Here is a 12,680-nt window from a genome sequence, read left to right as displayed (position 1 = left end):
TGATTTAAAATCCAGACTCAAGATGAAGAGTCTGGATTGATGAATTTATTTAACTTCTAAAAGAGATGTAACACCGTAGACCTGAGGGCCTTGAAGCGTAGGCGACTTAAACGAGATGGTCGTTACTGTTTCACCCTCTTTCACAATTGAGTGTCCAGCATCAGCGCTAAAGCGCATGGATAATATATCCAACCAGTCGATATTAGATTCTAAATCTCCCTTTACTGTTTCTTTGTAAAGTTCAGAACTAATAGTTAGTTCAATCTCAGGCTGATACATTACCCACACCTGAGAAGGTATCATATGTAATGCACCACCATTCGCAGCAAAGAATGTTTCTGAATTTACTGTGGAAGCTGGAGAAAACTTCGCAGTATTCGGACTAACATAGGTTGAATCGTACCAACCACCAAAAGTGATATTATAAGATTTAAACCCTTTCAACATTACACGCAATTTATAGTGCGAATCATTGATAATTCGTGATGAGGTGGTCTTTGACGTAACTGAAGTTTTAAAGCAGTGTTGAGAAACATCCGTTCTTGTTAACGTTTTCCAAGGTGTTTTAACCTCAGAATCTTTTGTTAAGGTAACGTCAAGATCATAACTTCCCTCAGGTGCATTATCCCAATTCGAGACATCTTGTCCTAAGTCACCTTCAATGGTAATTTCTGGCAGCTGAACAGGAGTCCCCTTTCTAGTGTATTGAGCTTGGTATTTGTCATCAGTAAATTTCTCCTGATCTTGTGCTAGTGCAGCATTAAAAGATTTTACCAAAGTGGCAATATTTTTAGTAATATCATCCAACTCGGCCTGTTTAGAATCAATAGCATTTTGATATTCTAGCCCGCCAATTTCAGAGTTCTTCCAATCATCAAAAGACATTGCTGGTTGTCCAGTTTTTGGGTCAGTATTTGCCTGAACATAAGTAGCCCAAGCTGCCTTCATTTGATCCAAATTAGATTTTTGGGCGCTCTCAGCGTCCTGCTTTTGTTTTATTAATTTGATATACGTTGGGTCCTTACTTCCATCAACTCCTGGATCAATAGAAGCAATCAGAGAACCATAAGCGTTACTTAATTCTCCCGGATTAGGTGTATAAAAACCATTTACATCAGCCGGTACATGATTTGCAAATTGGTGTGCCTCATAAGAGTCCCCTTTAGTCCAAGCAGCAGCCATTGGGCTTCCTGCAAATTGAAATTGTGTAGTATCTGTCTTTTGGGCAATAGCAGGATATTTGTCTGCAATCGCACTGAACAGATAATCGAATTGTGAATCTTTAAATGACATCTTTAGTTCTTTTTAAATAGTAAAATTTTCCTACTCTATTGTATTGGCTTTTCGGATTTCACCACTGTTCATGTTTTGTTTGAAGCTTCATGTAAATGAACATTACAAATAGACGGATTTATCTTAGGCTATTTTAGAGTAGAAAATACCAAATTAAATCTTCCGTATTTATACGGTATGAAAATATTAGGGAAGCGGATGTATGTCGTTAGCTATAGCGTAGACCACTAAGCCTACTGTGTTTTTAGCCCCAACTTTTTCTAGAATTCTTTGTCGGTGACTTTCCACAGTTCTTTTGCTTAAAAACAGTTGATCTGCAATTTCTTGATTTGTATTTTCCTGGCAAATTAATTTTAAAACGTCAATTTCTCTGCTAGATAATTCTTGCTCAGGATTTAAAGTGGGTCCTTTTGATTTACTTCTCATGAAATGCATCAACATTTCTTGATCAGTTTTTGTGAAGTACACTCCCATTTCATGTACTGATTCTATAGCTTGCAAAAGCTCCTTCTTATTTGAGTTTTTTGGAATAAAAGCTGACACGCCCAACTTGATCATGTGCCCTATTATGTTACTTTTATAATGAGAAGAAAGAATAATGATTTTTAACTCGGGATAATTCGCTCTCAAAGCTTCTACCAAATCAAACCCATCCATTGGTTTCATTTGAATATCAATTAAGGCAATATCAGGAAAGTTTTCATCTAGAATCTCTGCAATTGCATCAAGAAACTCTAAACCGCTTTTAGCTTCTTGCACAACATTAATGTGACTTACATTTGAAAACAAAAGTGCAATTCCCTCTAATATCAGGGCCTCATCATCGACTATTGCTAGATTTATTACCTTATTCATGATTAGGGAATGCTACAATTAATTTTGTGCCCTTTTCTTCTCTACTCTTCCATTTGCTTTTAGCATTAATGGATCGAATTCTCCCATTGATATTACTAAGTCCTATCCCGTTTTGGACTGAGTCTTTAGTAAAACCAATACCATTATCTGATAAAATCATAGCAAATAAAGAATGAGTATCACGGATATGAATTGTCATTTGAGTGGCTTGGGCATGTTTAATGACATTAGTTAAAAACTCTTGCACTATGTGGTAGATTTTAACTTCAAATGAAAGATCTTTTCTATGGTAATCATGAGTCAATATTAATTGAGTGGAGAGAGATGCATTAACCATAGCTATTAAGGATTCAATTTCAAGAATTAACCCAAATTTTTCCAAATTGGCGGGATATAAAGTGTGAGATATAGTCCTTACCGCTTCAATTAATTCTGGTATTTGTTGACTAATTATCTCCTTAGAGCGATCATTATTCCATGTATCTTCATTATTAATCCAAAGTGAAAGAATGTTTAATTTATTACCCACATCATCATGCAGCATTTCTGCGATCCTTTTTCGTTCGTTTTCCTGGACAACAGTGTATTGTAAAGAAACTTCTTTTTGATATTCCAACTCCAGTTGATGCTGCCGAGACTTTTCTTTCAATATCTTTTGAACAAAGGCTCTGTATACCGCAAAAGAAGTAGTAATGATTATCGACAGTACGATAATCATAACCACTATATATTCTATTTTGACCTCCATTTTATTAATTTGTAAAATGTGTAGATGAAACTACTGTATAATAAGGAAGATAGAATGTTATTTATAATCCAGATATTAATGTTCTGTTCTGTCAATTGACTCATCAACAAAAATAAAAATAAGGAGACACTATAATAGAGGAATAAAGCTCCGTAAATAAACCATCTGGGATCATTTTTTTCTGCCTCTTTTATATTCTTAATAAGAAGAATAGCCACTGCACAAATAATAATTAAATGAGAGATTATCTTAGCATATCCAGTAGATGCATCTTGATAAATAAACCACAAAATAGTGGTTTCAATAAAGATGTAACTTGCAACTAAGCCGGTAATCATTTTCCACTTTTTAGTCGCTTTTAACCCTTTTAAACATATGCTCATTAATATCAAAAACTCACCTGAAAAGTATAAAGGGTAGAGATAATGCGTGTTTTTGGTTTCTAAAAATGTAATTAAAATATGATTGATTACCTCTATTACTAGGATAAAGCCTAAATAGACAAGGTACCCTCTGCTTAATTCATTATTTCGCATCTTTTCATTGGTGATTCCATATGCAAAAGCGACAACCAATAATGAATAAGATAAGATAATAGAGGATAAAATATAATTATTCATCAATCTAATAGCATATAATCCATATCATCTTTACAAAGAGGTGGACATGGACGCGCCATATCTTGTGTATTAGTTTCAACAGTACCATTTGTGTTCTGTGAACGAATAATCTCTGCAGATTTAGTTTCACCATTTATAGCTACAAAAACTAATATGGGTAACTGTGTTTGATAAATGGAAGATTTTATAAATCCAAAGAAAGCAATTACTTCATTTGCTTGTCCATCTTTTCTTGAAATATCTGAAAAAGGGACAGAAAAGGTCCTAAAGATATTTTTTCCTCTTGATTTATTAGACTCATAAAAAAACCAATCTAAACATTCATTTTTCCATTTTTCTATGTCTTTTACAGAAGCTCTTTCAGTAATAGTTGGTTCATTGTAGGTAGGATAATCCGTTTCTTCACTATATTTTGTGATCTCTAGATTCTCAGAGAGCACTGTTCTCTTTTTGATCGTAATAGTATCTGTTTCTGTTATTACTATTTCTTGAGTTAAGCTCGTTAATTCTGAATATAAATAAGAAGGGAGTTCTTTTTCTTTCCCATTTTTATTTAAGGGGGCCACAATTAAAATAAGTCGATCCTCATAAACTCCTATGTAGGTGTGAAATTTACTGTTTTCATTATTTTCTTTAAGCCATTGACAATCTTTTTGATTAAAATTGAAAGCAGCTGAAGGGGTTATTAAAGATTTAATTTCATTGTAATTAGCTCTTGCCTTTTCCCATTTCCTGATGGCTAGTATACATTTTTCTCTTGAAAGCATGATTTTATTTTTAGGTATTTAGTTATTTAATTAAATTAATTAATTATTTACGTCCATTACTTTTCTTCTAGCTAACTTCTGGACTTCTATAGCACTTTAATTCTCATTTTGAATTACTGAAAAATCAATACCTTAATTAATCTCAAACTACTCAAAACCCCACTCACTAATTTTGAAAATTTTATTTCAAAAAATTAAGGTTACTATCTATTTAACTTTGTAAAGCATAGAAAATAACACCAACGCTTCATTATTTCAAAAATGATACAACGAATACCATGTTATATCAGATTCAATGTTCTCATGAACCAGTACCGAGTGTATCGGAAAAAGAAAAATTGATTAATTGCCGGTTTTGGTTGTTGAAGAAATTAATGATTAAATATAGGTTGAAAATTATAAAACACATCTTCAAAAATCAATAATTAATCGAAAAGTAAGGGGATTTTTAGATTTTATGAAGGAGGTTTTGGTGAGAATGGGAAATTGTATGGGTTTACTTTATTCTTTTCCTGCTATACCTAATGCTACATCTGCTAAACTGATAGCAATACAACACCCCTATAATCCCCGCCAGCTGGCAGGATAGCCTCACAGAGAAAGTCTAATGCTTCCACGCGCGACACCAACGCTGGCTTGTCTGCCCAAGCAGGCCTGCCTGTGGCAGACAGGCCCGCTAAACTTTCCTCCCTCCCGCTTTTCCGAGTTCCTCGGAAGTTGGGCGTGTTAGTTCTTTGCTAGCTATTTATTGAAAACTGATTATCGATTTACTACTTTTCTAAAATATTCATCAAGTTCTGATTGCGGGATAATTTCATAAAATGACTTTACCGATTTTGGTATTTCCCAGACTTCTCTATCCATCTATTCTGTAGTTGCAGCATCAACTTCTGGTCGAATACCGAAGATCAATAGATATCCAATCATCCAAAATTCAGCAACAGAAGCAGGAATAGTGAGGTATCCTACCCAAGAAGCAGATACACCACCGTATCCTATAAAAGCACTAAGCAAATAGCCGATTCCTCCTAGCATTAAAACTCTTCCCAACCATACAGGCATTCTTTTTGAACTGGTAATCATGAATCCTAAAGGGATCAGCCATAGTCCGAAAAATAGTGAGCCAATACTCCAGGACTTAGCACTAATTTTTGTTAATAAGTCCACCATTAAAATTTTATCTGCAACTATGAGTTCAGAAGCCGCTACTGAAATAGCGACCGCCATGGCAATTGCACTTAACATAATCACCATTGAATTTACTGTTCCCCAAATCATAGTAGCTAAAGCAGCGGTTTGACTAATATTTCTAAAAAGTTTATAAAACCACAATGCGGTAAGTGCTTGAGAAATTATGATAGCAAATTCTAGCAATAAGCGAATTCTCGCTGTTGATTCACTTTCCGTCAGATTAGTTAAGGTCTCCTGTGGGTCTGATGTATATACTTCTGAATGGAAAATAAGAAATCCAAAAATGCCAGAAATGGCCATTAGCAAATACCAAATACCGGCTACTCTTGCTGTATTTTTTAACTCATTATGGATCGTATTCATGTCAGTTTTTTAGGGTGGGAATTGATATTGAGTAATGTTAAGATACACTAAATGACCATAAGTTGCATCAAATAAAGGAATTACAGCGATTTATTATTTTTTTAATCGTATCCCAACTGATCCGGTACCAAAGCTACCTGAATAATGCGCACTTTTCCGAGTGTCTAGGAAGTGGCGCTTTGGTGCCTCCTAGATGACTTCGCCCCACTCCTCAACCATTTCACCTCCTCCCTAGACCGTTTCACCCCTTACTAAGCCACTATTTGGCTTTCCTAACTGACTATGGGGGCTTCCTGTCAGGATTTTAGCCTTCCTGTCGGACTAATGACCCTTCCTGTCAGGATTTTTTCCTTTCCTGCCACATGAGACCCCTTCCTGTTACAATTCGAGCGCTTCCTGTTGGACTATTGACCCTTCCTGTTGGGATTTTTCCGAGTCCTGCGGGAATATTACCACTTCCTACATCACTGTTTATGCGAGCTTAAACTGCTGGTGCGAGCTAGGAAGCTCGCACTAACAGCTTAGTAAAAGTTTGTAAAAACAAAAGGCCGTCTCTCAGTTCCCGCCATGTTTTACAACGTGGTCTTACTTGCAAATCCGAATTCAACCTTAGTTAATTTCCTTTTGAGTTCCCTGCCAGTTAGGCATTTTTTAGGCACGATCTGGGTAGTTCACGCTGACGGAGGAAAGGCAACAATTAAAAAAAATGTATCTGTATTTTCATTCTCAAGATCCTGATATATTTTGCAACTTAGTTTTATTGAGTATTGCTGGGAAACAAACAGATTTAATGCTGTCACTCCCAATCCCTCCCGAAAGCTTTGCCCTTAAAAACTCAGACCGAAATTGATGCTCACGTGGCTATTCTGAAATTCCTGATCTTCACCTAAGTCGGTTACATCTCCTCTACGGGCCGAATATTCTGCTTCTAAATCGATATTCAAAGCAAATCTATCCGAATTCCCTAAGGGGAATGCATAACCAATGGCACCCAGTAAGGTGCTGCCAATAGCAAACTGATGTTCAAAGCGGTTCTCATCGTTATATTTCATTTTCTCTGTCATTTGACCAAAGCCAAAATTGAACTTGGTATAAAAACCTTCATTAAATTGACGAGAGAAAGGATGATACTTTAAACCAATCCCAACATGGTAATAATTAAAGAGGTAAGTCTCATTGTTGCCTCCATTGTTGGGGGTAGCAAAGAACCCTTTAACTCCGCTTCCAATTCCTAGGCCGTTCCAATTTTTCGGAGCTGCATAAAAAAAAGTGCTTAGGGTATTTCCTTGATTTCGGCCAAAACCTCTACCATCGTTTATGGTCTCTTTTTCTGCCAAAGAACCATAAAAAAAGGTATTCCCGTAGCCGATTGCCAGGTGAGCGTAAACGGGAACTTTTTGATCTTGCGCTTGAATGATCTGTGCTGTTAAAATGGCTAAGATGGCCAGTAGAATAAACTTTTTCATTTCGTATCTTTTATATTGTTGAATTGATACAAAACTAGCTCTACTCGCTATCTCAGAAATTCACATATGTTAAGAAATGAAAGCCTACTCCAAATTTTTTCGGATTCTGCTTAAGGACTGTGGCCTGATGCCCAAATAGCTGGCAATATATTGCTGTGGAACTCGCTGCATAACTTTAGGACGGGACTTAATCAATAATTTGTATCTTTCCTCTGCGGAGATATGGGTCAGGGATTCTGTATATTTTCTTAATCCCATGAAGGCGTTTTCAGCCATGAGCCGACCGAAACGCTCAAATTTTGGTACTTCCTTATATAGTTTTTGCAAGGCTGCTTTGCTAAGTACCGCAACGGTGGTTTCTTCTAAAGCCTGAATTGTTTGAGTTGTAGGCTTTTCAAACAGGAAGCTATCGTAATCGCTATACCAACTTCCTTCAAAAAAGAATTGACCTGTTTGCTCTTCGCCATCCACTAGGTTGTAATATCTGATGCATCCGGATTGTATAAAGTAGGCTTCTTTGCACACATCCCCACTTTGAAGCAGGTTTTCGCTACGAGCAAACTTTTTAGCTTTCAATAAACCAAAATAGTAATCGAACTCATCATCCGACAAAGAGATGTATTTGGAGATGTCCTCCTTGATTATTTTATATTCTAAACTAATTGATTTATTCATTGCTTCTATTTGTCAAATACTGCCCCCACTGATGGTACGAGCTTCCCAGCTCGGGCTAAAAAAGCCCGAGCTGGGAAGCTCGCGCTAACAGTATTGTATTAATCGCACTTATGAAAGAACATCCTGAATACTATCGTCTTTCTCAAATACTTTTTTTGCATAAGGACAGAGCGGCAGGATTTTCAAATCTTTACTGCGGGCAAATTCTACTGCTTCCATCACCAGTTTTTCTCCAAATCCTTTTCCGCTAAAATTTTCTTCAACTCCTGTATGATCAATAATGAATTTTGTTTCTCCCACCCACACATAGGTCATCTCACCTGCAAATTCATCATTTTCATAAATAATGAAGCGGCCTTTTTTGCCGTTATCTTCTCTTTCTATTCTTGTCATGGTCTTACTATTTCTTAATACTTAAAGCGCCTGAAGGACATTTTGAAACTTGGTCAATCAGTTCTTCTGAACTTGCGTTTTCGACTTTTATCCAGGGCCTATCTTTGGGATTGTAAACCTTCGGCAATGTTTTGACGCATATGCCAGCATAAATGCTTTTTTCGGCTTTCCATAAGATGGTTACTTCACCATTTGAATATTCTTTAGTTATCATAGTGTTGTTAAATTTTAAATATTTTCTAATTTCGGTACATTCAATGCTTCAATATCCCAATTGGCTCTCTTAGCTCCAGCGGTATAAGCAGATTCCATAAAATCAAGTAATGTAGCATAAGGGTCAGCTGATTTTAAAAGATTATTGTAGGTTAAAATCGCCATCGGACTCCCATTGCTCTCCACCCACTGAGCGGCAGAGGGTTGTAAAGGCTCTTTGTCCAATCCTTCCGGAGCTGGGTAGGTATAGGAGTAGAAAGCCGGTTCTTGCATATTTTCATCTCCTCCCCAAAAACCAAAACTTATGCATTCGTGCGTATAGGCATCCTTGTCAGATAAGCGCGCGTCCTTTGCCATAGCGGGTGCTCGCCTGCCGGAGAATCGGGTCACAGCCAAATCCATGGAATGCCAGTAAAGGTGCACTGGACAAGTCTTTCCATAAAAGCGACCACTGAATTCTTTAAATACCCCATCTACCCAAAGCATCGTTCTCCAGAAGTCTTGCGTATAGGCTGCATCATAGTGATGGTAGTCTGTAATTTCACCAAATGTTTGATCAATATTTAAATCATAAGGCTTATCAATAATAGCAATAGATATGTTAAATCGCTCAAGAATTTCGAAAAGCTTGGTATAGAAATCCGCTACGCTTATTCCTCCCAGCAATGAAAAACTTCCGAATTCACCCTTACTGGTGCTCACTTCTAATAGATGTTCATTTACATTGATCAGAATATCAAAAGTATCCAACCCATTATTGTAAGGCACCGCACCGCTGGTAATGCCTTTAGTGGACACATATTCGGTAACATACCACCAGTGATTTTTTCGTGGAGTAGATTTTAAGCGAATCTTGCCTATAATCTGTAAAAACAAATGTAAGGTCATTTTCTTCTGCTCGTTGCCCTTATAAATCAGCTGTGGCAATTTGACTGAATTATTCATATTTAAGTAGTTTATAGTTTTGTTAATCCTTATTGTCAAGTTAATGATAAAAAGTAAAATAATTGCACCCACGGATGGTACGAGCTTCCCAGCTCGTACCCAGATTTTTTTATCACGAGCTGGGAAGCTCTCGCAGTTTTATACAAGTCCGTGCAAAACAAGAAGCCGTCCACTACTGACCGTAAACGTCCGATATCGGACATGGTAGTGAAATACATGAATGTGTTAGCATCCCGTAAAATTGCCTCAATATGACTTAAACCGTCTTTTTCCACATTTATAATCTTTATTTTAATTATATTTATCAAAACGGTATAGCTTTTGACTATTTGGCTTTATTATCGCAACCGAACAATACTTTTACACAATGAATGAGAAAAAAGCAGGTACGCTACTTATTATTGACGATAATCAAGACCTTTTAAATGCTGCAAAAATTTTCCTAAAGCGGCATTTCTCTAGAGTGGATACGGAGTGCAATCCGGAAAAAATCCCTCATCTGCTTCAGTCTGACAATTACGATCTTATACTGCTCGACATGAATTTCACGATTGATGTCAGCACAGGCCAGGAAGGTTACTTTTGGCTGGATAAAATACTGGAAATCGATCCTAGTGCTATTGTCGTTTTGATAACGGCTTATGGTGATGTAAATACTGCCGTGAAAGCCATCAAGCAAGGCGCTACTGATTTTGTATTGAAGCCTTGGGATAATGACAAACTACTGGCTACACTTCATTCGGCTATGAAGCTCAAGAAAGTCAGTAATGAAAACAGTTCCCTTAAATCTCAACACAAGCAGCTTTATGCTGATCTGGATAAGCAGTTTAAAGATATCATCGGCAATAGCGAGCCTATGCAACAGGTTTTTGATACCATCAAACGCGTTGCTAGAACGGATGCTAATATCTTAATAACAGGTGAAAACGGAACGGGTAAAGAATTAATTGCCAGATCAATCCACAGAAACTCTTATAGGGATGAAGAGGCTTTTGTTACCGTTGATTTGGGAGCCGTAACGGAATCCTTATTTGAAAGCGAACTCTTCGGTCATAAAAAAGGGGCATTTACGGATGCCAAAGAAGATCGCCCGGGAAGATTTGAAATGGCACAGGCCGGAACCCTGTTTTTAGATGAAATTGGAAATATTAGTGCCCCACAACAAGCTAAACTCCTCACGGCCCTGCAGAACCGTAGGATTACCCGTGTTGGAAGTAATACGCCAATTGATATTGATATTCGATTAATCAGCGCGACAAATATGCCCATTCAAGAAATGATCCAAACCGGCCAATTCCGACAGGATCTATTGTACAGAATCAATACGATAGAAATCCAGCTACCTGCCCTGAGAGATAGAATAGCGGACTTACCATTATTGGTAGAGCATTATATTAAAACCTATGCTAAAAAATACAATAAGGAAGTACACAAAGCCAGCGAGGCAGCGCTGAGCCGATTAATGAAATATGACTGGCCGGGAAATATCCGAGAGCTGCAGCACAGCATCGAACGCGCTGTGATCATGAGTGCCAGCAGCATTTTACAACCGGAAGATTTCTTTTTTAATGCTAGCCATAAGGACGATAAGAAAAACTCAAAATTTGATTTAAATCACTTAAACATAGAAGAAGTAGAAAAGCTACTCATCAGAAAAGCGCTTGATAAGAATTTTGGAAATATCACCGAGGCTGCAAAGGAGCTGGGACTCACACGCTCTTCTCTTTATAGAAGACTAGAAAAATATGACCTATGATGCACTCCTCTAAACATCTTAAAAAGTGATACTTAAGCATTTTAGTCTTCGAATAATTCTCCGATTGATATTTATTTTTGTCAATATGGCTTTTATCGCCTATTTACTTTTTCAAAGCCAAAATTATTTGGCCCCCACTATTCTACTCGGATTGCTTGTTATTCAATTTTATGGCCTGGTCCGTTTTCTAAATGCAACTAATTACAAATTGGTACGATTCCTTGAATCTGTGCGCTATTCGGATTTTACCTCTAGTTTTGGAGCAGATAATTCCCTTGGAAAATCCTATAAAGAAATCAATCTTGCCTTTAATGAGGTGGCCAATGCTTTTAAGCAGACGCGTGCAGAGAAAGAACAGAATCTCTTAATCATTTCCGCAGTCCTCCAGAATATCCAAACGGGGATAATTCAGTTCGACAGCAAGGGTGAGATCGGTATTATCAACACCATGACCAAAAAACTGCTCTTAACCCCTCAAATAAAACATTTAGACGACATCAAGAAATCTCGACCCGAAATACATCAACGATTGATAGAGTTAAAACCCGGTAAAAATGAATTAATTGAAGTCAACAGTGAAATAAAACTATCCATTAATTGCAGCATTCTCAGGATGGGGGAAAAAGATTGGAAGATTGCATCCATCCAAAACATTTACACCGAATTACAGCAAAATGAATTAGATGCCTGGCAAAATCTGACGAAAGTACTTCGTCATGAAATCATGAACTCCATCACGCCTATTGCAACTTTGGTGGGATCATTGACCGACATACTTCGTGAAGATGGCGTTAAAATGAAGGAGGGTTATCTGATTCCTGAAGAGTCACAAGAAGATTTGAAATTAGGCTTAAAGACCATAGAAAACCGTAGCAGAGGCTTAATCAATTTCATCAATGCATATCGCGATTATACTAGTATACCAAGTCCGCAATTTGAAAAAGTAAATAGCAAACAACTGATTTTGTATGTATCTCGCTTACTTTCTGAAGAACTAAATAAGTCCAACATTAAAATCGACCTTCAATTACCAGAGAATGAAGTAGAAATTTGGGCAGATGAGGAGCAGATTCAGCTCATCCTGATTAACCTCATTAAAAATGCACGCGAATCACTTTATACGCACCAAAATCCACAGATTACCATAAAGCTGATTGTGGCACAAAAGAATACCTATATCAATGTAGAAGACAACGGACAAGGCATTGTCCCAGAAGCAATTGAAAGGATATTTATTCCATTTTTTACCACTAAGAAAGATGGCTCCGGGATCGGGCTGAGTCTTTCCCGACAAATCATGCAATTGCATAATGGGAAACTGAATGTGGTTTCAAAACCGGGAGAGCTGACTAGTTTTAGTATGCAGTTTCCGAAGGCAATTTAAATCAAATCGCT

13 protein-coding genes are annotated in these 12,680 nt (G+C 37.1%); 2 read left to right on the top strand and 11 right to left on the bottom strand.

The genetic code is table 11. From position 1 onward, the window contains the following. Positions 1-45 precede the first annotated feature (45 nt). The 11 genes from B9Y84_RS00425 to B9Y84_RS00375 all read right to left on the bottom strand — a co-directional run bounded on the left by B9Y84_RS00425 (position 46) and on the right by B9Y84_RS00375 (position 9,529). Positions 46-1,293: a hypothetical protein gene (locus tag B9Y84_RS00425; protein WP_085515118.1), complete on the bottom strand. Its 1,248-nt coding sequence runs from the start codon at positions 1,291-1,293 to the stop codon at positions 46-48. Positions 1,294-1,479: 186 nt separating this feature from the next. After that, positions 1,480-2,148, bottom strand: coding sequence for a response regulator (locus B9Y84_RS00420; RefSeq protein WP_085515117.1), 669 nt, complete (start codon positions 2,146-2,148; stop codon positions 1,480-1,482). Next, a complete protein-coding gene (locus B9Y84_RS00415; RefSeq protein ID WP_221406396.1) occupies positions 2,141-2,896 on the bottom strand; it encodes a sensor histidine kinase in 756 nt (251 codons plus the stop codon). The genes B9Y84_RS00420 and B9Y84_RS00415 overlap by 8 nt, the downstream gene beginning before the upstream one ends. Beyond that, a complete protein-coding gene (locus tag B9Y84_RS00410) occupies positions 2,881-3,516 on the bottom strand; it encodes a hypothetical protein (protein ID WP_085515116.1) in 636 nt (211 codons plus the stop codon). The genes B9Y84_RS00415 and B9Y84_RS00410 overlap by 16 nt, the downstream gene beginning before the upstream one ends. After that, on the bottom strand, positions 3,516-4,283 hold the full coding sequence (locus B9Y84_RS00405; protein ID WP_085515115.1) for a hypothetical protein: 768 nt from the start codon (positions 4,281-4,283) through the stop codon (positions 3,516-3,518). The genes B9Y84_RS00410 and B9Y84_RS00405 overlap by 1 nt, the downstream gene beginning before the upstream one ends. An 864-nt stretch (positions 4,284-5,147) precedes the next feature. Next, positions 5,148-5,837, bottom strand: a complete 690-nt coding sequence (locus B9Y84_RS00400; RefSeq protein WP_085515114.1) for a DUF4386 domain-containing protein — start codon at positions 5,835-5,837, stop codon at positions 5,148-5,150. Between the two features lie 827 nt (positions 5,838-6,664). Beyond that, complete coding sequence (locus tag B9Y84_RS00395) at positions 6,665-7,303, bottom strand: hypothetical protein (RefSeq protein ID WP_085515113.1); 639 nt, start codon at positions 7,301-7,303, stop codon at positions 6,665-6,667. An 84-nt stretch (positions 7,304-7,387) separates the two neighbouring features. After that, on the bottom strand, positions 7,388-7,978 hold the full coding sequence (locus tag B9Y84_RS00390; protein ID WP_085515112.1) for a Crp/Fnr family transcriptional regulator: 591 nt from the start codon (positions 7,976-7,978) through the stop codon (positions 7,388-7,390). A 108-nt stretch (positions 7,979-8,086) separates the two neighbouring features. Beyond that, complete coding sequence (locus tag B9Y84_RS00385; protein ID WP_085515111.1) at positions 8,087-8,371, bottom strand: GNAT family N-acetyltransferase; 285 nt, start codon at positions 8,369-8,371, stop codon at positions 8,087-8,089. Between the two features lie 7 nt (positions 8,372-8,378). Continuing rightward, complete coding sequence (locus tag B9Y84_RS00380; protein WP_085515110.1) at positions 8,379-8,585, bottom strand: (4Fe-4S)-binding protein; 207 nt, start codon at positions 8,583-8,585, stop codon at positions 8,379-8,381. 14 nt (positions 8,586-8,599) lie between these two features. Continuing rightward, positions 8,600-9,529, bottom strand: a complete 930-nt coding sequence (locus B9Y84_RS00375; protein ID WP_085515109.1) for a DUF5996 family protein — start codon at positions 9,527-9,529, stop codon at positions 8,600-8,602. A 367-nt stretch (positions 9,530-9,896) separates the two neighbouring features. Between B9Y84_RS00375 and B9Y84_RS00370 the strand changes: the two genes are divergently transcribed. Together B9Y84_RS00370 and B9Y84_RS00365 are read left to right on the top strand one after the other, a co-directional pair. Continuing rightward, the gene (locus B9Y84_RS00370) at positions 9,897-11,285 is read left to right on the top strand and encodes a sigma-54-dependent transcriptional regulator (protein ID WP_085515108.1); all 1,389 of its coding nucleotides are present in this window, start codon (positions 9,897-9,899) and stop codon (positions 11,283-11,285) included. 208 nt (positions 11,286-11,493) lie between these two features. Continuing rightward, the gene (locus B9Y84_RS00365; protein ID WP_176223671.1) at positions 11,494-12,669 is read left to right on the top strand and encodes a sensor histidine kinase; all 1,176 of its coding nucleotides are present in this window, start codon (positions 11,494-11,496) and stop codon (positions 12,667-12,669) included. Positions 12,670-12,680: the final 11 nt, after the last annotated feature.

Source organism: Marivirga sericea (assembly GCF_900177665.1).
Taxonomy (GTDB): domain Bacteria; phylum Bacteroidota; class Bacteroidia; order Cytophagales; family Cyclobacteriaceae; genus Marivirga; species Marivirga sericea.
The sequence above is the reverse complement of the archived record's forward strand: the minus strand, read 5'-3'. Positions and strand labels throughout refer to the sequence as shown.

Coding starts and splice junctions, on each gene's coding strand:
- B9Y84_RS00425 (WP_085515118.1), bottom strand. CDS start 1,293: ATGTCATTTAAAGATTCACAATTCGATTATCTGTTCAGTGCGATTGCA.
- B9Y84_RS00420 (WP_085515117.1), bottom strand. CDS start 2,148: ATGAATAAGGTAATAAATCTAGCAATAGTCGATGATGAGGCCCTGATA.
- B9Y84_RS00415 (WP_221406396.1), bottom strand. CDS start 2,896: ATGGAGGTCAAAATAGAATATATAGTGGTTATGATTATCGTACTGTCG.
- B9Y84_RS00410 (WP_085515116.1), bottom strand. CDS start 3,516: ATGAATAATTATATTTTATCCTCTATTATCTTATCTTATTCATTATTG.
- B9Y84_RS00405 (WP_085515115.1), bottom strand. CDS start 4,283: ATGCTTTCAAGAGAAAAATGTATACTAGCCATCAGGAAATGGGAAAAG.
- B9Y84_RS00400 (WP_085515114.1), bottom strand. CDS start 5,837: ATGAATACGATCCATAATGAGTTAAAAAATACAGCAAGAGTAGCCGGT.
- B9Y84_RS00395 (WP_085515113.1), bottom strand. CDS start 7,303: ATGAAAAAGTTTATTCTACTGGCCATCTTAGCCATTTTAACAGCACAG.
- B9Y84_RS00390 (WP_085515112.1), bottom strand. CDS start 7,978: ATGAATAAATCAATTAGTTTAGAATATAAAATAATCAAGGAGGACATC.
- B9Y84_RS00385 (WP_085515111.1), bottom strand. CDS start 8,371: ATGACAAGAATAGAAAGAGAAGATAACGGCAAAAAAGGCCGCTTCATT.
- B9Y84_RS00380 (WP_085515110.1), bottom strand. CDS start 8,585: ATGATAACTAAAGAATATTCAAATGGTGAAGTAACCATCTTATGGAAA.
- B9Y84_RS00375 (WP_085515109.1), bottom strand. CDS start 9,529: ATGAATAATTCAGTCAAATTGCCACAGCTGATTTATAAGGGCAACGAG.
- B9Y84_RS00370 (WP_085515108.1), top strand. CDS start 9,897: ATGAATGAGAAAAAAGCAGGTACGCTACTTATTATTGACGATAATCAA.